This is a genomic window from Pseudomonas alloputida (genome assembly GCF_021283545.2).
GTDB lineage: Bacteria > Pseudomonadota > Gammaproteobacteria > Pseudomonadales > Pseudomonadaceae > Aquipseudomonas > Aquipseudomonas alloputida.
In genome coordinates this window covers 5,320,659-5,339,608 of the sequence record NZ_CP128540.1, presented here as the reverse complement: position 1 = coordinate 5,339,608, position 18,950 = coordinate 5,320,659, and the positions used below count along the sequence as shown (strand labels likewise).

20 protein-coding genes and 1 other RNA gene are annotated in these 18,950 nt (G+C 61.4%); 16 read left to right on the top strand and 5 right to left on the bottom strand.

Annotated features, from left to right (window positions below):
- Positions 1-99: 99 nt before the first annotated feature.
- On the bottom strand, positions 100-1,140 hold the full coding sequence (locus tag LU682_RS24815; RefSeq protein WP_010952437.1) for an NADP(H)-dependent aldo-keto reductase: 1,041 nt from the start codon (positions 1,138-1,140) through the stop codon (positions 100-102).
- A gap of 258 nt (positions 1,141-1,398) precedes the next feature.
- Between LU682_RS24815 and rplM the strand changes: the two genes are divergently transcribed.
- From rplM to LU682_RS24780, 7 genes are all read left to right on the top strand, one after another.
- Complete coding sequence (gene rplM / locus LU682_RS24810) at positions 1,399-1,827, top strand: 50S ribosomal protein L13 (protein WP_003251819.1); 429 nt, start codon at positions 1,399-1,401, stop codon at positions 1,825-1,827.
- A gap of 14 nt (positions 1,828-1,841) precedes the next feature.
- Entirely contained in the window at positions 1,842-2,234 is a 393-nt protein-coding gene (gene rpsI / locus LU682_RS24805) for a 30S ribosomal protein S9 (protein ID WP_003251821.1), read from the top strand.
- A 262-nt stretch (positions 2,235-2,496) separates the two neighbouring features.
- A complete protein-coding gene (gene petA / locus LU682_RS24800) occupies positions 2,497-3,090 on the top strand; it encodes a ubiquinol-cytochrome c reductase iron-sulfur subunit (protein ID WP_003251823.1) in 594 nt (197 codons plus the stop codon).
- On the top strand, positions 3,090-4,301 hold the full coding sequence (locus LU682_RS24795) for a cytochrome b (RefSeq protein ID WP_010952438.1): 1,212 nt from the start codon (positions 3,090-3,092) through the stop codon (positions 4,299-4,301). Before petA ends, LU682_RS24795 begins: the two co-directional genes overlap by 1 nt.
- The gene (locus LU682_RS24790) at positions 4,301-5,080 is read left to right on the top strand and encodes a cytochrome c1 (protein ID WP_010952439.1); all 780 of its coding nucleotides are present in this window, start codon (positions 4,301-4,303) and stop codon (positions 5,078-5,080) included. Before LU682_RS24795 ends, LU682_RS24790 begins: the two co-directional genes overlap by 1 nt.
- Before the next feature lie 116 nt (positions 5,081-5,196).
- A complete protein-coding gene (locus LU682_RS24785; protein WP_010952440.1) occupies positions 5,197-5,820 on the top strand; it encodes a glutathione S-transferase N-terminal domain-containing protein in 624 nt (207 codons plus the stop codon).
- 10 nt (positions 5,821-5,830) lie between these two features.
- Positions 5,831-6,262 carry a ClpXP protease specificity-enhancing factor gene (locus LU682_RS24780; protein WP_003251830.1) on the top strand — a complete coding sequence of 144 codons (432 nt, stop codon included), beginning with the start codon at positions 5,831-5,833 and terminating at the stop codon, positions 6,260-6,262.
- A 61-nt stretch (positions 6,263-6,323) separates the two neighbouring features.
- Here the strand turns inward: LU682_RS24780 and LU682_RS24775 are convergent, their stop codons facing one another.
- The 4 genes from LU682_RS24775 to LU682_RS24760 all read right to left on the bottom strand — a co-directional run bounded on the left by LU682_RS24775 (position 6,324) and on the right by LU682_RS24760 (position 9,767).
- Positions 6,324-6,902, bottom strand: coding sequence for a BON domain-containing protein (locus LU682_RS24775; protein ID WP_010952442.1), 579 nt, complete (start codon positions 6,900-6,902; stop codon positions 6,324-6,326).
- Positions 6,899-7,492 (bottom strand): phosphoheptose isomerase, encoded by a 594-nt coding sequence (locus LU682_RS24770; protein WP_012053657.1) that lies wholly within the window; start codon positions 7,490-7,492, stop codon positions 6,899-6,901. The genes LU682_RS24775 and LU682_RS24770 overlap by 4 nt, the downstream gene beginning before the upstream one ends.
- An 86-nt stretch (positions 7,493-7,578) precedes the next feature.
- A complete protein-coding gene (locus tag LU682_RS24765) occupies positions 7,579-7,950 on the bottom strand; it encodes a YraN family protein (protein WP_020190054.1) in 372 nt (123 codons plus the stop codon).
- On the bottom strand, positions 7,950-9,767 hold the full coding sequence (locus LU682_RS24760) for a penicillin-binding protein activator (RefSeq protein WP_010952444.1): 1,818 nt from the start codon (positions 9,765-9,767) through the stop codon (positions 7,950-7,952). The genes LU682_RS24765 and LU682_RS24760 overlap by 1 nt, the downstream gene beginning before the upstream one ends.
- Positions 9,768-10,034: 267 nt before the next feature.
- Between LU682_RS24760 and rsmI the strand changes: the two genes are divergently transcribed.
- From rsmI to mraY, 9 genes are all read left to right on the top strand, one after another.
- The gene (gene rsmI, locus LU682_RS24755; protein WP_230065380.1) at positions 10,035-10,829 is read left to right on the top strand and encodes a 16S rRNA (cytidine(1402)-2'-O)-methyltransferase; all 795 of its coding nucleotides are present in this window, start codon (positions 10,035-10,037) and stop codon (positions 10,827-10,829) included.
- A 67-nt stretch (positions 10,830-10,896) separates the two neighbouring features.
- Positions 10,897-11,272, top strand: an RNA gene (gene rnpB / locus LU682_RS24750) — RNase P RNA component class A.
- A gap of 308 nt (positions 11,273-11,580) precedes the next feature.
- Positions 11,581-12,036: a division/cell wall cluster transcriptional repressor MraZ gene (mraZ, locus tag LU682_RS24745; RefSeq protein ID WP_004575120.1), complete on the top strand. Its 456-nt coding sequence runs from the start codon at positions 11,581-11,583 to the stop codon at positions 12,034-12,036.
- On the top strand, positions 12,033-12,980 hold the full coding sequence (gene rsmH, locus LU682_RS24740; protein ID WP_010952447.1) for a 16S rRNA (cytosine(1402)-N(4))-methyltransferase RsmH: 948 nt from the start codon (positions 12,033-12,035) through the stop codon (positions 12,978-12,980). Before mraZ ends, rsmH begins: the two co-directional genes overlap by 4 nt.
- Positions 12,977-13,270 carry a cell division protein FtsL gene (gene ftsL / locus LU682_RS24735; RefSeq protein WP_010952448.1) on the top strand — a complete coding sequence of 98 codons (294 nt, stop codon included), beginning with the start codon at positions 12,977-12,979 and terminating at the stop codon, positions 13,268-13,270. Before rsmH ends, ftsL begins: the two co-directional genes overlap by 4 nt.
- Entirely contained in the window at positions 13,270-15,015 is a 1,746-nt protein-coding gene (locus LU682_RS24730; RefSeq protein WP_162490564.1) for a peptidoglycan D,D-transpeptidase FtsI family protein, read from the top strand. The genes ftsL and LU682_RS24730 overlap by 1 nt, the downstream gene beginning before the upstream one ends.
- Entirely contained in the window at positions 15,015-16,502 is a 1,488-nt protein-coding gene (locus LU682_RS24725) for a UDP-N-acetylmuramoyl-L-alanyl-D-glutamate--2,6-diaminopimelate ligase (protein ID WP_049587439.1), read from the top strand. The genes LU682_RS24730 and LU682_RS24725 overlap by 1 nt, the downstream gene beginning before the upstream one ends.
- Positions 16,495-17,862: a UDP-N-acetylmuramoyl-tripeptide--D-alanyl-D-alanine ligase gene (locus LU682_RS24720; RefSeq protein WP_060488870.1), complete on the top strand. Its 1,368-nt coding sequence runs from the start codon at positions 16,495-16,497 to the stop codon at positions 17,860-17,862. The genes LU682_RS24725 and LU682_RS24720 overlap by 8 nt, the downstream gene beginning before the upstream one ends.
- Positions 17,862-18,944 carry a phospho-N-acetylmuramoyl-pentapeptide-transferase gene (gene mraY, locus LU682_RS24715; RefSeq protein WP_003251852.1) on the top strand — a complete coding sequence of 361 codons (1,083 nt, stop codon included), beginning with the start codon at positions 17,862-17,864 and terminating at the stop codon, positions 18,942-18,944. The genes LU682_RS24720 and mraY overlap by 1 nt, the downstream gene beginning before the upstream one ends.
- Positions 18,945-18,950 lie beyond the last annotated feature (6 nt).

Genomic DNA, 18,950 nt, shown 5'->3' with positions numbered 1-18,950 from the left:
ATAGGGTAGAGTGGTCAATCACCGGCTGGATCGTCTTATTTTTTGGCGATTGTGTCTACCCCATGTAACAGCGGCGCGAAGCGGGGCGCAGTGTTTGGCTCAAGGCGCCGGGTTGGGCTGCTCCTGATGAATGGCTTCGATCGCTGTCAGCAGATCGGCGCTCAGGTTCAGTTCAAGGCTGGCCAGGTTGCTGTCCAGTTGCTGCAGGCTGGTGGCGCCTATGATGTTGCTGGTCACGAACGGCTGTCGGGTGACGAACGCCAGGGCCATTTGCGCCGGGTCCAGGCCGTGCTCGCGGGCCAACTGCACGTAGCGGCTACAGGCCGCCACGGTCTGTGGGTTGGAGTAACGGGCAAAGCGGCTGAACAGGGTCAGGCGTGCATTGTCTGGCCGTGCGCCGTTCTCGTACTTGCCCGAGAGCATGCCAAAGGCCAGCGGCGAATAGGCCAGCAGGCCACATTGCTCGCGTATGGCCACTTCTGCCAGGCCCACCTCGAAGCTGCGGTTGAGCAGGTTGTACGGGTTCTGGATCGATACCGCCCGTGGCCAGCCCCGGCTCTCGGCCAGCTGCAGGAACTTCATGGTGCCCCACGGCGTTTCGTTGGACAGGCCGATGTGGCGGATCTTGCCCGCACGCACCTGCTCGTCGAGCACTTCGAGGGTTTCTTCCAGTGGGGTGAAGTGATCCTGCGGCAGGTGCTGGTAGCCCAGCTTGCCGAAGAAGTTGGTGCTGCGCTCTGGCCAGTGCAACTGGTACAGGTCGATGCGGTCGGTTTGCAGGCGCTTGAGGCTTTCTTCCAGCGCCGCGACGATGTGCTGACGGTTGTGCTTGAGCTGCCCGTCACGGATATGGCTGATGCCGTTGCCCGGGCCTGCCACCTTGCTGGCCAGGATCCACGCGTCGCGGTCGCCATGGTCACGGAACCAGTTGCCGATGATGCGCTCGGTGGCCGCGTAGGTCTCCGGGCGGGGAGGGACCGGGTACATCTCGGCGGTGTCGATGAAGTTGACCCCGGCAGCCTTGGCCCGGGCAATCTGTTCGTAGGCCTCGGCCTGGATGTTCTGCTCGCCCCAGGTCATGGTGCCCAGGCACAGGGCGCTGACGTTGAGGTCGGTACGGCCGAGCTGGCGGTATTCCATCGGTTATTCACTCCTTGGCGATAGAAGCCAATCAAAGCAGGTTGAAATTTTTCGCGCAATCTGGATAATTCAGCCCCTCTCCGCGTGGCGGAAGTGATGCACCATCACGCAGGAAGAACCCCGTCGAACATTGGCGTGCCCGACCCGAGCCCCCAAAAGCGTCTGTGTTCGGCTGCGCGCTTGCCCTTGGCAAGCTGTGCACTATCCAGTAAGATTCGCCGTCTATTTTTCGCTGGGCGGCCTCTGAGGCTTTAGAGAATGAAAACTTTTACTGCTAAACCGGAAACAGTAAAGCGCGAGTGGTTCGTAGTCGACGCCGCTGGCCAGACCCTGGGTCGTCTGGCTACCGAAATCGCTACCCGTCTGCGTGGCAAACACAAACCAGAATACACCCCTCACGTTGACACCGGCGACTACATCGTCGTTATCAACGCCGAGCAGGTTCGTGTGACTGGTGCCAAGTCTTCCGACAAAATGTACTACTCCCACTCCGGTTTCCCAGGCGGTATCAAGGAAATCAACTTCGAGAAGTTGATCGCCAAGGCCCCTGAGCGTGTTATCGAAACTGCGGTCAAAGGCATGCTGCCTAAGAACCCGCTGGGTCGCGACATGTACCGCAAGCTGAAAGTGTACGCGGGTGCTGCTCACCCACACACTGCTCAGCAGCCTCAAGAACTGAAGATCTAACGGGATAGTTCATTATGTCGGCGACTCAAAATTACGGCACTGGCCGTCGCAAGACCGCAACCGCTCGCGTATTCCTGCGTCCGGGTACTGGTAACATTTCCATCAACAACCGTTCTCTGGACGTGTTCTTCGGTCGCGAAACCGCTCGCATGGTTGTTCGCCAGCCGCTCGAGCTGACTGAATCCGTTGAGAAATTCGACATCTACGTCACCGTTTCCGGTGGTGGTGTCAGCGGTCAGGCCGGTGCGATCCGTCACGGTATCACCCGCGCTCTGATGGAATACGACGAAACCCTGCGTGGCGCTCTGCGTCGTGCTGGCTACGTCACCCGCGACGCTCGTGAAGTTGAGCGTAAGAAAGTGGGTCTGCGTAAAGCGCGTAAGCGTCCTCAGTACTCCAAGCGTTAATACCGCTTCGGCAGTCGAAAAAAGCCCGGTTCCTTGGAACCGGGCTTTTTTTTTAGCCTTGAACTAACCTGTCAGCAGTCAGTGGCCGCTTGTCGCATAGACGTAGATCAAGCAAAGCGTGGGTTGTCGCCCTTGCCGGGGTAATCACCTTGTCAGTGTGTGGATTTGTTTCTTACCATGACGGCCAATTTTTAGTGCCATTGACACAACCTAAGTACAGGCCAGGTCCAACTGGCCAAGCAAGCTGATGGGAGAGGACTGAATGAGCAATGACGGCGTCAACGCAGGCCGGCGCCGCTTCCTCGTAGCCGCGACATCCGTGGTCGGGGCGGCGGGGGCAGTGGGGGCTGCGGTACCGTTCGTGGGGTCATGGTTTCCCAGTGCCAAGGCGAAAGCCGCGGGTGCACCGGTGAAGGTCAACATCGCCAAGGTCGAGGCAGGGCAGCAGATGGTGGCCGAGTGGCGTGGCCAGCCCGTATTCATCGTGCGGCGAACGGAGGAAATCCTTGGCAATCTGAAAAAAATCACGGGTGACCTGTCCGACCCCGAGTCCAAGGCCTCGGTACAGCCAGCGTACGTCGACCCTGAGGTTCGCTCGATCAAGCCGGAAATTCTCATTCTCGTCGGCCTGTGCACGCACCTGGGCTGCTCGCCCACCTTCCGGCCAGAAGTGGCGCCCGCCGACCTTGGGCCGAAATGGGTAGGTGGTTACTTCTGCCCGTGCCACGGCTCTCACTATGACCTGGCTGGTCGTGTCTACAAGTCCCAGCCGGCGCCTCTCAACCTGCCCGTGCCACCGCACTCTTATGAGTCGGACGAGATCATCGTCATTGGCGTCGACCAGGAGAACGCATGATGAGCAAGTTCATGGACTGGATTGATGCTCGCTTCCCCGCCACCAAGATGTGGGAAGACCACCTCAGCAAGTATTACGCACCCAAGAACTTCAACTTCCTGTACTTCTTCGGCTCCCTGGCATTGCTGGTGCTGGTCAACCAGATCGTGACCGGCGTGTGGCTGACCATGAGCTTCACGCCCTCGGCGGAAGAGGCGTTCGCCTCGGTCGAGTACATCATGCGTGACGTGGAATACGGCTGGATCCTGCGCTACCTGCACTCCACGGGGGCGTCAGCGTTCTTCATCGTGGTCTACCTGCACATGTTCCGCGGCCTGCTCTATGGCTCCTACCAGAAGCCACGCGAGCTGGTCTGGCTGTTCGGCATGCTGATCTATCTGGCGCTGATGGCTGAAGCGTTCATGGGCTACCTGCTGCCATGGGGGCAGATGTCGTACTGGGGCGCCCAGGTGATCATCTCGCTGTTCGGTGCCATCCCGGTGATCGGTGATGACCTTACCCAGTGGATTCGTGGTGACTACCTGATCTCGGGCATCACCCTGAACCGCTTCTTCGCCCTGCATGTGGTTGCCCTGCCAATCGTGATTCTCGGCCTGGTGGTATTGCACATCCTCGCCTTGCACGAAGTGGGTTCGAACAACCCTGATGGCGTCGACATCAAGAAGAAAAAGGACGAAAACGGTATTCCGCTGGATGGTATTCCGTTCCACCCGTACTACACCGTTAAAGACATTGTCGGCGTGGTGGTGTTCCTGTTCGTGTTCTGCGCCGTGGTGTTCTTCTTCCCTGAAATGGGCGGTTACTTCCTGGAGAAACCTAACTTCGAGCAGGCCAACGCGTTCAAGACCCCAGAGCACATCGCGCCGGTGTGGTACTTCACACCGTTCTACGCAATCCTGCGTGCGGTGCCTGACAAACTGATGGGCGTCATTGCCATGGGAGCGGCCATCGCCGTGCTGTTCGTACTGCCTTGGCTCGACCGCAGTCCGGTGCGTTCCATGCGTTACAAGGGCTGGATCAGCAAGGTCTTCCTGCTGGTGTTCTGCGTGTCCTTCGTCATCCTCGGCGTGCTGGGCGTACTGGCACCGACACCTGGGCGTACTTTGCTGTCGCAGGTATGCACGGTGTTGTACTTCGCCTACTTCCTGCTGATGCCGTTCTATACAAGGCTCGAGAAGACCAAACCGGTTCCGGAAAGGGTGACTGGCTGATGAAAAAGTTGATTGCAGTATTTTTGCTGGCAGTGATGCCCGCCTTTTCCTTCGCTGCCGAACATGGCCTGGAGCTGGACAAGGTCGATATCGACCTGACTGACAAGGCCGCCATGCAGGACGGCGCGCGTACCTTCGCCAACTATTGCATGGGTTGCCACAGTGCCAAGTTCCAGCGCTACGAGCGGGTGGCTGACGACCTGGGTATCCCGCATGAACTGATGCTCGAGAAGCTGGTGTTCACAGGTGCCAAGATCGGTGACCACATGCAGATCGGTATGAAGCCCAGCGACGCCAAGACCTGGTTCGGTGCTGCGCCGCCCGACCTGACACTGGTCGCCCGCGTGCGCGGTACCGATTGGCTTTACACCTACCTGCGCAGTTTCTATGAGGACCCATCCCGCCCTTATGGGGTGAACAACAAGGTATTCCCGAACGTTGGCATGCCTAACGTGCTGGTGGGTCTGCAAGGTAACCAGGTGGTGGGTTGCAAGCAGGTGCAGACGGTGGTCGATGGCAAGAAGCAATTCGACCCGTTGACCGGCAGCCCGTTGACCCATGAAGCTTGCGATCAGCTGACCATTACGCCGAATTCCGGTACCCTGACGGCCGAGCAGTTCGACGAGAAGGTCAAGAACCTTGTGACCTTCCTGGCCTATTCGGCCAACCCAGTCAAACTGGAAAGCCAGCGCATCGGCACCTATGTGTTGCTGTATCTGGCTTTCTTCTTCGTATTCGCCTACTTGCTCAAGCGTGAATACTGGAAGGACGTGCACTGATCACGCAGTAGTTTCTGGTTGTTGAACGCGCCCGGGGTGGCCTAGCAGTATTGCCAGGCCACCCCGGGCGCGTTTTCATTTAAAGTTGCACAAGCATCCGTGCGAGGAGCCGCTACATGGGCGCAACCAACAGGTTAGCCTGCTATTCCGATCCCGCTGATCACTATTCTCATCGGGTTCGCCTGGTTCTGGCCGAGAAGGGCGTCAGCGTGCAGTTGATCGATGTCGATCCCGCCCACCTGCCGCGGAAGCTGGCCGAGGTCAACCCTTATGGCAGCGTGCCGACCTTGGTCGACCGTGACCTGGCGTTGTATGAATCGACCGTGGTGATGGAATACCTCGAGGAGCGTTACCCGCACCCGCCGCTGATGCCGGTATACCCGGTAGCGCGTGGCAACAGCCGTCTGCTGATGCACCGCATCCAGCGCGACTGGTGTGCCTTGGCCGATACCGTGCTTGACCCGCGTAGCAGTGAAGCTGCCCGAACCGAAGCCCGCAAGGCCTTGCGCGAAAGCCTGACCGGGGTCTCGCCGTTGTTCAGCGAGTTCGCCTGCTTCATGAGTGATGAGCAAAGCCTGGTCGATTGCTGTCTATTGCCCATACTCTGGCGTTTGCCGGTGTTGGGTATCGAATTGCCGCGGCAAGCCAAGCCGCTGCTGGATTACATGGAGCGCCAGTTCGCCCGCGAGCCTTTCCAGGCGAGCCTGTCCTCCGTAGAACGTGAAATGCGCAAGCTTTAAGGAGCCGTTGATGAACTCCAGTCGCCCCTATCTGGTTCGAGCACTGTACGAGTGGATCGTCGACAACGATTGCACGCCCCATATGCTGGTCAATGCCGAATTCCCGAAAGTTCAGGTGCCGGATGGTTTCGCCAGTGATGGCCAGATCGTCTTGAATATCTCGCCAAGTGCCGTGCGTAGCCTGCACATGGACAATGATGCAGTCAGCTTCGAGGGCCGCTTCAGTGGCGTGGCTCACTCGCTGTTCGTGCCGGTTGGTGCAATCCTGGGTATCTACGCCCGCGAAAATGGCCAGGGTATGGTCTTCGAGCTGGAGCCGTCTTCGATGGATGGCGACGAGCTGGAAGACGATGATGTGCAGCCGGATGACGATGGCCCGCCAGACGATGGAGGGCAGCCGCCGCGTCCGACTGGCCGGCCAAGCCTGAAAGTGGTCAAGTAACAAAAAAAGGCGATCCGGATGGATCGCCTTTTTTGTTTGGCCTGTCCAGGCAATCACTGAGTCAATCGATGTACTCGAACAGCTTGACGATCTTCTGCACGCCCGAAACACCCTGCACCACGGCAGTGGCCGAGTTGGCTTCTTGACGGGTGACCAGGCCCAGCAGGTAGACGATGCCGTTTTCGGTAATCACCTTGATGCGCGAGCTGGGCACGGCGCTGTCGGTCAGCATCTGGGTCTTGATCTTGGTGGTCAGCCAGGCGTCGTTGTTGCGCGCCAGAATGGAGGAGGGCTGCATCACTTGCAGCTCGTTGTGCACTTTCTTGACCCGCTGGACCTGGCTGGCGGTTTGCTCCGCGAGGCTCTTGAGGTCGGCGCGTGGGGTCTGCCCGGCCAGCAGGACGATACCGTTGTAGCTGCTGACAACGATGTGCGAGCCCTTGTCCAGGTTTGGGTTGGCTTTGGAAATGTTCACGGCGGCCTTGGTCTCGATCAGCGAGTCGTCGATCTTGCTGCCGATGGTGCGCGTGCCGCGATCGTCCTCGATCGGCGAATTGCGGGTAGAGGTGAGTACCGAGCTGCAACCGGTGACGCTCAGGCACAGGGTCAGGGCCATCAGGCCGAGGCGCATAGGGGTCATTCTTCACTCCCGAACAGTTGGCTGTCGATCAGATCGCACAGGCAGTGGATCGCCAGCAGGTGGACTTCCTGGATACGCGCGGTAACTGTCGAAGGCACGCGGATTTCCACGTCCTCGGGCAGCAGCAGCGAAGCCATGCCGCCGCCGTCGCGACCCGTCAATGCTACGACAATCATTTCACGGTCATGTGCGGCCTGGATGGCCTGGATCACGTTGGCCGAATTGCCGCTGGTGGAGATCGCCAGCAGAACGTCACCGGGCTGGCCCAGGGCGCGGATCTGCTTGGAAAAGACTTCGTTGTAGCTGTAGTCGTTGGCGATCGAGGTCAGGGTCGAGCTGTCGGTGGTCAGCGCGATAGCTGGCAGGCTGGGGCGCTCGCGCTCGAAGCGGTTGAGCAGCTCCGATGAAAAGTGCTGGGCATCGCCGGCCGAGCCGCCGTTTCCGCAGGCGAGCATCTTGCCCTCGTTGAGCAACGCATTGACCATGACCAGGCTGGCCTGCTCGATGTGCGGTGCCAGGATGTCCATTGCCTGTTGCTTGGTTTCGATGCTGGCCTCGAACAGCCGGCGAATTCGGGATTGCATGTCCATCTGGTGACCTTAAATGGGGCGGTGGCCTTTGCTACGCGCAACAACGACCAGCCCGCGATACATAGAGCAAAAAAAACGAAGTGGGTTCAGCATTCGAAGGCGTTTTTCAGCCATTGAAGCGGTCTGCCTGCATGGTGGCTACCCTGCAGGGCGACCACGTCGAAGCGGCAGGGGTAGTTGCCCCAGTGGGCCTCCTTCTGCAGGAACAGGGTGGCGGCAAGCACCAACCGTTTCTGCTTGCGCCCGTCGATACTGTCGAGAGCGCCTCCGAAGCCCGCGTGCAACCGGTAGCGGACTTCGACGAATACTACTGTATCGGCGTCGAGCATGACCAGATCAAGCTCACCGCCTTTGCATCGCCAGTTGCGTGCCAGCAACTGCAGCCCTTGCCCCTGAAGGTACTCAAGGGCTTGGGTTTCTGCCGCTTGCCCGGCACGGGTAGGCGATGCTGCGGCCATCAACGCACGGTGTCAGGCAGGCGCTTGACCTGGCCGCCGCTAAACTCGGCCCAAGGCAGCTGGCGTTCGACGCGCTGGTTGGCATTGATGCTCAGGCTGCCCGAAAGGCCAAGGACGCGGTTGTCCGGTAGCGCTTTCAGTTGGCCCAGGCGCGGCGCCAGGCTGTAGGCATCGACGCCCATGGCATACAGGCGGCCGAGGCTGCCGGCGGCTTGCGGCCACTGCTGTACAACCTGTTGACGCAGGCTGTTGCTGGTGTCGAGCAGCCACGGTGTTTCGCAGAAGCGGATGCCGTTCATGTCATTGTACTGGTTGATGTCACCGCTGGCGCTGTACAGGTTCGAGGTGGCATAGACCGGCACGTCACCGGCGTACTGGAAGTTCAGGGTCGGCTTGATCTGTTGCGCCTGTTGTGGGGTCGAGGCGAGGAAGATGAAGTCGATGTCCTGGCGGCGCGACGGTTGTGCAGCGATGCTGCCGCCCACCGTGCTTTGCAGGCTCTTGGCGCGGCCTTCGCTCTGGCGCAGCTGGAACAGGTCGGCAATTTGCTGGGCCAGGGCGACCGGCTGGGCGATGCGCTCGGCGGCGAGCAGGGTTCCGCCATTGCCTTCCCAGTCCTGGCGGAAGGCGGCCAGGACACGGTCACCCCATTCGCCGCTCGGCACCAGGGCAACGGCGCGGACCATGCCATCGGCGCGGGCGCGGCGGGCCACTTCGCGGGCTTCGTCCTCGGCAGCCAGGCCGAACTGGAACAGTTGTGGCGGCGCCTTCTGGCCAGCGTCGGCGTAGTTCAGGGCCAGTGTGGTGATCGGCAGCTGTGGTTTGGCGGCCAGTTGTTTGACCAATGGCTTTTCAAGCGGGCCGATGACCAGTTGCACGCCGGCGGCTTGCGCCTGGCGATAGAAGTCGTCCAGCGAGCCGATGCGTGAGCTGTCGAACACCTGTACCGCAGGCGCTGGCTGGCCGCTTTGCTGGGCCTGGAAGTGGGCGGCCATGAAGCCATCGCGCAGGGCGCGGGCTACACCGGCCAGCGGGCCTTCCTGAGGCAGCAGCAGGGCGATCTTGGTCAGCGGCTGGCTGGCCAGCTCCTTGAGCTTGGTCAGGGCCAGCGGCAGTTGCTGGGCGGCAGGGTGGTCCGGGTGCTGTTTGACCCAGGCTTCGATGGCCGCTTGCTGCTGCTCCAGGGTGCCGGCGCTTTTCACGGCGAAGGCCAGGCTGGTCCAGCCAGCCAGGGTCTGATCGTTGGTTGGCTGCTGCAGTTGCTCTGCAGGCAGCGAGGCGACCAAGGCCCAGATGGCGTCATTGTTGGTGCTGGCGGCCTGGCCGCCAAGCAGCGGGGCCAGCAGGATGCGCTGCTGTGCGGCAGCCAGGGCCTGGCCATCGGCTTCGAGCGCGGCGGCGTGCACACTGTAGGTGCGCGCTTGCAGGTCTGCCGGCAGTTCGGCGAGGCGCTGCAGGCTGGGGTGGGCCAGGGCGGTCAGCGCTGCCTTGGGCTGGTTGCGGCTCATGGCCAGCTCGGCCGCGAGGGTGCTGGCGAACACTTGCTGGGCCGGCTTGAGCGTGTCCAGCGGGACCTGCTCGAGAATGCGTGCGGCGCGTGGGAAGTCCTTCTGCTTGTAGGCCAGGTCGGCGGCGCTCAGGCGCAGCAGCGCGGCGTCTTCCGCAGACTTGCTGGAAGCGGCCTTTTCGAGCAGTTGCTCGATGCTGGCGTCCGGGGTGCGTGGTAGTTCGCCCAGGCTGGATGAGGGCGAGCTGGCGCAGGCTGCCAGCAGGGCGGCGAGGCAGAGGGCTGTGAGCAGCCGCAGGCAAGCGATCATGTAAAGGTCCTGTTACTCGATCAAGTTGGCCGGCAATTGTACCCAAGCACTGGCCGGGGCGCGATGTTGCTGTGTCGATCCTTCACTATAGGTGGCGTGTTCCTGATCGCCGGCGAAGTTCTTTGCGCCCTGTTGCAGGCGCTCGGGCTACAATGGCGCCTTTGATCCGAATGACAGGTGTGCGCAGTGACTGATGTGGCAGGGGCTTCGAAATCCACGGTGGGGACGCTGTATGTGGTGGCAACCCCCATCGGCAACCTCGACGACATGAGCGCCCGGGCGCTGAAGGTGCTGGCGGACGTGGCGCTGATCGCCGCCGAAGACACCCGTCATTCGATCCGCCTGCTGCAACACTTTGGCATCGATACGCCGTTGGCCGCTTGTCATGAGCACAACGAGCGTGACGAGGGCGGGCGTTTTCTCTCCAAACTGCTGGCGGGTGAAAATGTGGCGCTGGTCTCCGATGCCGGCACGCCTCTGATTTCCGACCCGGGCTATCACCTGGTGCGTCAGGCGCGTGCTGCGGGGGTGAGCGTGGTGCCGGTGCCGGGCGCCTGTGCCTTGATCGCCGCGCTTTCGGCGGCAGGCCTGCCGTCGGATCGCTTCATCTTCGAAGGCTTCCTGCCGGCCAAGCAGGCGGGGCGCCGGGCGCGCCTGGAGCAGGTGAGGGAAGAGCCGCGCACGTTGATCTTCTACGAAGCCCCGCATCGCATCCTGGAGTGCCTTGAAGACATGGAGGCGGTATTTGGTGGCGATCGTCCGGCGTTGCTGGCGCGTGAACTGACCAAGACCTTCGAGACCCTGAAGGGCTTGCCGCTGGCCGAGTTGCGCGCCTTCGTAGCCGGCGACAGCAATCAGCAGCGTGGTGAATGCGTGGTGCTGGTCGGCGGCTGGAGTGCGCCGGAGGGCGAGCAGGCCATCAGTGCCGAAGCGCAGCGCGTGCTCGATCTGCTATTGGCTGAGTTGCCACTGAAGCGGGCGGCGGCGCTTGCAGCGGAAATTACCGGGGTGCGCAAGAACCTGTTGTATCAACTGGCCCTTGAAAAGCAGAAAGCCGAATAGTGGCAGTTTGATATAAATGCCGTTAGCGCTTGTTCTTGCGCCCGCGTGTCGGTAACCTTGGCGGCGGAGAGTCGATCGGACAGTCGCTGCCTGTTTTTGTTCCGCAACTTTTTGTTGTGTGAGCAGCAGGGGGAGGAAAGTCCGGGCTCCACAGGGCGGAGTGCCAGGTAACGCCTGGGAGGCGTGAGCCTACGGAAAGTGCCACAGAAAATAACCGCCTAAGCACTTCGGTGCCGGTAAGGGTGAAAAGGTGCGGTAAGAGCGCACCGCACGGCTGGCAACAGTTCGTGGCTAGGTAAACCCCACTCGGAGCAAGACCAAATAGGGTTCCATCAGGCGTGGCCCGCGTCGGAACCGGGTAGGTTGCTAGAGGCGTCCAGTGATGGCCGTCGTAGAGGAATGACTGTCCTCGACAAAACCCGGCTTACAGATCGACTCTCCACCTTTCTTTCCCTGCTTGAATCGATAGCAGATCCTCTCTGGTAATACCGAAAAAATCTTACTCTTAATAAATTACTTTAACTTCGAACTCCATTCGCTTGCGTGGGTTTGATTTTTCTCGTGTTTTTTTCTCTCTGGCAGTCCTTCCGCATTCCCTTGTTGCGCTAAATCTCGGTCCTGTAAGGCTTTTCCTTATGAACGTGCCTTGACGGTGCTGCGGGCGGATTCCTATAGTGTGCGCAAGTGGCAGAAAGTGGGATGAAGTGGGTTTTCTGACACAAAAAAGCTAACATTGTGGGGAATCACAGCCGTGTTCCGCGGAGCCAACGCCGTCAGCCTCGATGCCAAGGGCCGTCTCGCCATGCCGAGTCGGTACCGTGACGAGCTCGACTCACGTTGCAATGGCCAACTGATCGTGACCATTGACGCCGTAGACCCCTGCTTGTGTGTTTATCCCCTCGATGAGTGGGAACAGATAGAAGCCAAGTTGCGTGCCTTGCCATCGTTGCGTGAGGAAAACCGCCGCCTCCAGCGTTTGCTGATTGGTAATGCGGTTGACCTGGAGCTCGATGGCAGTGGGCGTTTCCTGGTGCCGCCCCGCCTGCGTGAGTACGCCAAGCTCGACAAGAAGGCGATGCTGGTGGGGCAACTGAACAAATTCCAGCTGTGGGATGAAGATGCCTGGAACGCGGTTTCGGCAGCTGACCTTGCAGCTATTCAACAACCGGGCGCCATGCCCGACGAATTGCGTGACCTGATCCTGTGACCATAGATAGCGGCTTCAACCACATTACCGTCCTGCTCGACGAAGCTGTCGAGGCATTGGCCTTGCGCGCCGACGGTTGCTATCTGGACGGCACTTTCGGCCGGGGCGGACACAGCCGTCTGATACTCAGCAAGCTCGGGCCGCAAGGGCGGCTCTTGGGCTTCGACAAAGATCCACAAGCGATTGCCACGGGGCAAGCGCTGGCGGCCGAAGACGGCCGCTTTGTCATTGTGCAGCGCAGTTTTGCCGAGCTGGGTGCGGAAGTGGCAGCGCGCGGCCTGCACGGCAAGGTCAGTGGTGTGTTGCTGGACCTGGGCGTGTCCTCGCCGCAGCTGGATGACCCGGAGCGTGGCTTCAGCTTCCTCAATGATGGCCCGCTGGACATGCGCATGAACCCGGACCAGGGCGTCAGTGCCGCTGAGTTCATCGCCACTGCGCCTGTTGAAGAAATCGCCCGCGTCTTCAAGGAGTACGGCGAAGAACGCTTTGCCGGGCGAATGGCGCGTGCAGTGGTCGAGCGTCGTGAGAAGCAGCCCTTCACCCGTACCGCCGACCTGGCGGAGGTGCTCAAAGTGGCCAACCCTGCATGGGAAAAGGGCAAGAACCCGGCTACCCGAGCCTTCCAAGGCCTTCGCATTCACGTCAACAACGAGCTGGGCGACCTGGAGGCTGGCCTTGAGGCTGCGCTCGATGCGCTCGAAGTCGGTGGTCGCCTGGCGGTCATCAGTTTCCACTCGCTGGAAGACCGTATCGTCAAACTGTTCATGCGCAAGCTGGTGAAGGGTGAGGCCGACAACCTGCCGCGTAACCTGCCGGTTCAGCACAAGGTCTTCGAGCCGAAAATCAAGCTCATCGGCAAGGCTCAGTTCGCCTCCGAGGCCGAGCTCAAGGCCAACCCGCGGTCGCGTAGCGCCGTGATGCGCGTGGCGGAGAAGCTGCGGTGAGCAGGCTACTTGCCAAACCCTTGCCAGGCGGAAGCTTCCTGATGCTTTTGCTGTTCGTCGGCGTGTTGGTTTCGGCCATTGCCGTGTCCTACAGTGCGCACTGGAACCGTCAACTGCTCAACACTCTGTACGGTGAATTGAACGAGCGCGACAAGGCTCAGGCCGAATGGGGTCGGCTGATTCTTGAGCAGAGTACCTGGACCGCTGCCAGCCGCATCGAGAACCTGGCCTCCGAGCAGTTGAAGATGCGCGTGCCGTCAGCTGACGAAGTCCGGATGGTGGCGCCATGATGAAGCTCGAAGGCGCACTCTACCCGTGGCGCTTCCGCGTAGTGATCGGCTTGCTGGCGATCATGGTCGGCGCCATTTGCTGGCGCATCATCGACCTCCAGGTGGTTGACCGTGACTTCCTCAAGGGCCAGGGCGATGCACGCAGCCTGCGTCACATCCCCATCCCGGCGCACCGCGGCTTGATCACCGACCGCAACGGTGAGCCGTTGGCCGTGAGTACCCCGGTCACCACGTTGTGGGCCAACCCCAAAGAGATGCAGGCCTCCAAGGAGCGCTGGCCGCAATTGGCCGCTGCGCTGGGGCAGAACCCGCAGCAGTTGATCGAGCGCCTGACCCAGCAGGCCAACAAAGAGTTCATCTACCTGGTCCGGGGGCTGACCCCCGAGCAGGGCCAGCACGTGCTCGACCTCAAAGTGCCTGGTGTGTACGGACTGGAAGAATTCCGCCGCTTCTATCCGGCCGGTGATGTGACTGCGCACATGGTCGGCTTTACCGACCTCGACGACCACGGTCGTGAAGGGGTGGAGCTGGCCTATGAAGAGTGGCTGGCCGGCGTGCCCGGCAAGCGCCAGGTGATCAAGGACCGGCGCGGTCGGCTGATCAAGGACATTCAGGTAACCAAGAACGCCAAGGCCGGGAAGACCTTGGCGTTGTCGATAGACCTGCGCCTGCAGTACCTGGCTACCCGCGAGTTGCGCAACGCCATTGCCGAACAGGACGCCAAGGCCGGCAGCCTGGTGATCATGGATGTCAAGACCGGTGAGGTCCTGGCCATGGTCAACCAACCGACCTACAACCCCAACAACCGACGTAGCATGTTCCCGGCGGCCATGCGTAACCGGGCGATCATCGACGTGTTCGAGCCGGGCTCCACGGTCAAGCCGATCTCCATGAGTGCGGCGCTGCAGAGTGGCCGCTGGAAGCCGACCGACAAGGTCGAGGTGTACCCTGGCAGCCTGCAGATCGGCCGCTACACCATCAAGGACGTGTCGCGCAGCGAGGGCCCGATTCTTGATTTGACCGGCATCCTGATCAACTCCAGTAACGTTGGCATGAGCAAGATCGCCTTCGACATCGGCGGCGAGGCCATCTACCGGGTCATGTCCCAGGTCGGCCTGGGCCAGTACACCGGCCTTGGCTTCCCGGGCGAACGTGTCGGCAACCTGCCCAACCATCGTGAGTGGCGCAAGGCCGAGACCGCCACCCTGTCCTATGGCTACGGCGTATCGGTGACCGCCCTGCAGCTGGTGCATGCCTACGCGGCGCTGGCCAACGACGGCAAGATGGTGCCGCTGTCGATCATCAAGGTCGACAAGACGCCGGAAGCCGTGCAGGCCATTCCGAAGGAAGTTGCCGAAACCGTTCAGGGCATGCTGCAGCAGGTGATCGAAGCGCCGCGTGGCGTCTTCCGAGCCCAGGTGCCGTTCTATCACGTGGCCGGCAAGTCCGGCACCGCGCGTAAGGCCACCGTGGGTGCCAAGGGATACACCGAAAACGCCTACCGCTCGCTGTTCGCCGGCTTCGGGCCTATGAGCGACCCGCGCTACGCCATCGTCGTGGTCATCGACGAGCCAAGAAAGGGTGGTTACTTCGGTGGCCTGGTTTCGGCGCCCGTATTCAGCAACGTCATGTCCGGCACCCTGCGCCTGATGAACGTGCCGCCAGACAACCTGCCGCCACCTGCACCAGCACCAGCCGTGCCATCACAAGTCAATGCAGCAGCCGCCAAGGGAGGGCGTGGATGATGACAATGCCATTAAGCAAACTTTTCGCCCATGCCAGCCGTGATCCGTTGATTCGCGAGCTGACCCTGGACAGCCGTAGTGTGCGCCCAGGTGACTTGTTCCTGGCGGTGCCGGGTGCCAAGGTCGATGGTCGCGAGCATATCGCCGATGCCCTGGCCCGTGGTGCTGCTGCCGTGGCCTATGAAGAGCAGGGCGCCAACGTGCTGCCGCTGACCGATGTGCCCCTGATTCCGGTCAAAGGCCTGATCGCTCAGCTGTCAGATATCGCCGGGCGCTTCTACGGTGAACCGAGCCGCCAGTTGAATCTGGTCGGTGTGACCGGCACCAACGGCAAGACAAGTGTTACCCAACTGGTCGCCCAGGCGCTCGACCTGCTTGGCCAGCGCTGCGGCCTGATTGGCACCCTGGGTACCGGTTTCTACGGCGAGTTGCAGAGCGGCCGCCTGACCACGCCCGACCCGATTGCCGTGCAATCGACCCTCAACGACCTCAAGAAAGGCGGCGCCAGGGCCGTGGCCATGGAAGTGTCTTCCCATGCCCTGGAGCAAGGCCGGGTTGCCGCACTGGAATTCGACATCGCGGTGATGACCAACCTGTCCCGCGACCACCTCGACTATCACGGCAGCATGGAAGCCTATGAGGCCGCCAAGGCCAAGCTGTTCGCCTGGCCGAGCCTGCGTTGCCAGGTGGTCAACCTGGATGATGACTTTGGTCGTCGTCTGGCGGCCGACTTCGCGCGTCGCCCAAGTGTCGACCATATCGAAACCCGGCTGCTGAGCTACAGCCTGGAAAGCCCAGAAGCCTCGTTGTTCTGCCGCGAAGCCGTATTCAGTGACGATGGCGTGCGCGCCACCCTCGTCACCGCCCAAGGTGAGCGTATCTTGCGCAGCCAACTGCTGGGCCGCTTCAACCTGAGCAACATGCTTGCCGCTGTGGCGACCCTGCTGGCGCTGGACTATGCGCTGGACGAGATCCTCAAGGTCACGCCGCAACTGCAGGGGCCGGTAGGCCGCATGCAGCGCCTGGGTGGCGGCGACAAGCCGCTGGTGGTGGTCGACTATGCACACACGCCGGATGCACTTGAAAAAGTACTCGAGGCCCTGCGCCCGCACGCTCACGGCAAGCTGTTGTGCCTGTTCGGCTGCGGCGGTGACCGTGATCGCGGCAAGCGCCCGCTGATGGCCGAAGTGGCCGAGCGCCTGGCTGACCGCGTACTGGTTACCGACGACAACCCGCGTACTGAAGATCCGTCACGCATCTTCGATGACATTCGCCCCGGTTTCACCAGGCCTGACGACGTCGAGTTCGTCGCCGGCCGTGGCGAAGCCATCGCGCACCTGATTGCCACCGCTGCTGCCAACGATGTGATCGTGCTGGCCGGCAAGGGGCACGAGGATTACCAGGAGATCAATGGCGAGCGCCATGATTTCTCCGATTTGACCGAAGCCGAAAAGGCACTTGCAGCCTGGGAGGCTCCACATGCTTAAGCCGCTGTCACTCAGCCAGCTGACCACAGCACTGAAGGGTCAACACATCGGTGGCGACGCCACGTTCACCGGCGTCAGCATCGATAGCCGCAGTGTCAGCGCCGGGCAACTTTTCGTCGCCCTGGCCGGCCCGCGTTTCGATGGCCATGACTACCTGGCAGATGTGAAAGCCAAAGGCGCGGTAGCCGCCCTGGTCGAGCGTGAAGTAGCCGATGTCGACCTGCCGCAGTTGCAGGTGGCCGATTGCCGCCTGGCCCTCGGCCAGCTCGGTGCATTGAACCGCGCCGCTTTCGACAAGCCAGTGGTGGCCATTACCGGTTCCAGCGGCAAGACCACGGTCAAGGAAATGCTCGCCAGCATCCTGCGCACCCGTGGCCTGGTGCACGCCACCCGTGGCAACTTGAACAATGACCTCGGTGCACCCCTGACACTGCTGGAGATCGCCCCGGAACACAGCGCGGCAGTGATCGAGCTGGGCGCCTCGCGCATTGGCGAAATCCGCTACACCGTAGGCCTGACGCAACCGCAGGTGGTCATTATCAACAACGCCGGTACTGCCCATGTTGGCGAATTCGGCGGCCCGGACAAGATCGTCGAAGCCAAGGGCGAGATTCTCGAAGGCCTGGGCCAGGGCGGTATTGCCATCCTCAACCTGGACGACAAAGCCTTTGACATCTGGAAGGCGCGTGCCGGTGCGCACAAGGTCGTCAGTTTCGCACGCAGCAACCCGAAGGCCGATTTCCACGCGTCAGACATTGGTCGCGATGCCCGTGGCTGCCCGTCCTTCACCCTGCATGGCGCCGGTGAAACAGTAGCCGTGCAACTCAATGTGCTGGGTGAACACAACGTCAGCAACGCCCTGGCCGCCGCCGCCGCTGCACATGCCGTTGGTCTGAGCCTGAGCGGCATCGCCGCCGGCCTGGCTGCGGTGCAACCGGTCAAGGGGCGTACCGTGGCGCAGATCGCGCCGAACGGGGTACGGGTAATCGACGACAGTTACAACGCAAATCCCACCTCTATGTGCGCAGCCATTGATATACTCGCCGGCTTTTCCGGACGCACCGTTCTGGTGCTTGGGGATATCGGCGAATTGGGGCAATGGGCGGAAGAAGGCCACCGTCAGGTGGGTGACTACGCGCGTGGCAAGGTCGACGCCCTGTACGCAGTGGGTTCCAACATGACACATGCGGTCAAGGCGTTCGGCGCCAATGGCCGCCATTTCGCTACTCAAGCTGAGCTGATCGATGCGGTTCGCGCCGAGAATGCCAGTGACACCACTATCTTGATCAAGGGCTCGCGCAGCGCTGCGATGGAAAACGTCGTGGCGGCATTGTGCGGTGCCAGCGGGGAGAAACATTAATGCTGCTGCTGTTGGCCGAGTATCTGCAACAGTTCCACAAAGGCTTCGCGGTCTTTCAGTACCTGTCCCTGCGCGGGATTCTTGGTGTACTGACCGCGTTGTCCCTGGCGCTGTGGCTGGGCCCCTGGATGATCCGTACCCTGCAAATTCGCCAGATCGGCCAGGCCGTGCGTAACGACGGCCCGCAATCGCACCTGTCCAAGTCCGGCACCCCGACCATGGGTGGGGCGCTGATCCTGTCGGCCATCGCCGTCAGCACCTTGCTGTGGGCCGACCTGAGCAACCGCTATGTATGGGTTGTGCTGATTGTCACCCTGGCGTTCGGTGCCATTGGCTGGGTCGATGACTACCGCAAGGTGATCGAAAAGAACTCGCGTGGCCTTCCGAGCCGCTGGAAGTACTTCTGGCAATCGGTGTTCGGCCTGGCGGCGGCGGTGTTCCTGTACAAGACGGCGCCAACCAGCGTCGAGACCACGCTGATCCTGCCGTTCATCAAGGATGTCACCATTCCGTTGGGCGTCGGCTTCGTCGTACTGACCTACTTCGTCATTGTCGGCTCGAGCAACGCGGTCAATCTCACCGATGGCCTTGACGGCCTGGCAATCATGCCGACGGTGATGGTCGGCGGCGCGCTGGGCATCTTCTGCTACCTGTCGGGTAACGTGAAGTTCGCCGAATACCTGCTGATCCCCTACGTGCCGGGCTCGGGCGAACTGATCGTGTTCTGCGGCGCGCTGATCGGTGCCGGCCTGGGCTTTCTGTGGTTCAACACTTATCCGGCGCAAGTGTTCATGGGCGACGTCGGCGCGCTGGCACTGGGCGCCGCGCTGGGCACCATCGCCGTCATCGTGCGCCAGGAAATCGTGCTGTTCATCATGGGCGGCATCTTCGTGGTGGAAACCCTGTCGGTGGTGATCCAGGTCGCCTCCTTCAAGCTGACCGGCAAGCGCGTGTTCCGCATGGCGCCGATTCATCACCACTTTGAACTCAAGGGCTGGCCAGAGCCCAGGGTGATCGTCCGTTTCTGGATCATCACCGTGATCCTGGTACTGATTGGCCTTGCAACCCTGAAACTGAGGTAGATGAGC

What these genes read in the sequence shown, in the direction of transcription:
- LU682_RS24815 (WP_010952437.1), bottom strand. Translation starts at nt 1,140, where the DNA reads ATGGAATACCGCCAGCTCGGCCGTACCGACCTCAACGTCAGCGCCCTG.
- rplM (WP_003251819.1), top strand. Translation starts at nt 1,399, where the DNA reads ATGAAAACTTTTACTGCTAAACCGGAAACAGTAAAGCGCGAGTGGTTC.
- rpsI (WP_003251821.1), top strand. Translation starts at nt 1,842, where the DNA reads ATGTCGGCGACTCAAAATTACGGCACTGGCCGTCGCAAGACCGCAACC.
- petA (WP_003251823.1), top strand. Translation starts at nt 2,497, where the DNA reads ATGAGCAATGACGGCGTCAACGCAGGCCGGCGCCGCTTCCTCGTAGCC.
- LU682_RS24795 (WP_010952438.1), top strand. Translation starts at nt 3,090, where the DNA reads ATGAGCAAGTTCATGGACTGGATTGATGCTCGCTTCCCCGCCACCAAG.
- LU682_RS24790 (WP_010952439.1), top strand. Translation starts at nt 4,301, where the DNA reads ATGAAAAAGTTGATTGCAGTATTTTTGCTGGCAGTGATGCCCGCCTTT.
- LU682_RS24785 (WP_010952440.1), top strand. Translation starts at nt 5,197, where the DNA reads ATGGGCGCAACCAACAGGTTAGCCTGCTATTCCGATCCCGCTGATCAC.
- LU682_RS24780 (WP_003251830.1), top strand. Translation starts at nt 5,831, where the DNA reads ATGAACTCCAGTCGCCCCTATCTGGTTCGAGCACTGTACGAGTGGATC.
- LU682_RS24775 (WP_010952442.1), bottom strand. Translation starts at nt 6,902, where the DNA reads ATGACCCCTATGCGCCTCGGCCTGATGGCCCTGACCCTGTGCCTGAGC.
- LU682_RS24770 (WP_012053657.1), bottom strand. Translation starts at nt 7,492, where the DNA reads ATGGACATGCAATCCCGAATTCGCCGGCTGTTCGAGGCCAGCATCGAA.
- LU682_RS24765 (WP_020190054.1), bottom strand. Translation starts at nt 7,950, where the DNA reads ATGGCCGCAGCATCGCCTACCCGTGCCGGGCAAGCGGCAGAAACCCAA.
- LU682_RS24760 (WP_010952444.1), bottom strand. Translation starts at nt 9,767, where the DNA reads ATGATCGCTTGCCTGCGGCTGCTCACAGCCCTCTGCCTCGCCGCCCTG.
- rsmI (WP_230065380.1), top strand. Translation starts at nt 10,035, where the DNA reads ATGAGCGCCCGGGCGCTGAAGGTGCTGGCGGACGTGGCGCTGATCGCC.
- LU682_RS24730 (WP_162490564.1), top strand. Translation starts at nt 13,270, where the DNA reads ATGAAGCTCGAAGGCGCACTCTACCCGTGGCGCTTCCGCGTAGTGATC.
- LU682_RS24725 (WP_049587439.1), top strand. Translation starts at nt 15,015, where the DNA reads ATGACAATGCCATTAAGCAAACTTTTCGCCCATGCCAGCCGTGATCCG.
- LU682_RS24720 (WP_060488870.1), top strand. Translation starts at nt 16,495, where the DNA reads ATGCTTAAGCCGCTGTCACTCAGCCAGCTGACCACAGCACTGAAGGGT.
- mraY (WP_003251852.1), top strand. Translation starts at nt 17,862, where the DNA reads ATGCTGCTGCTGTTGGCCGAGTATCTGCAACAGTTCCACAAAGGCTTC.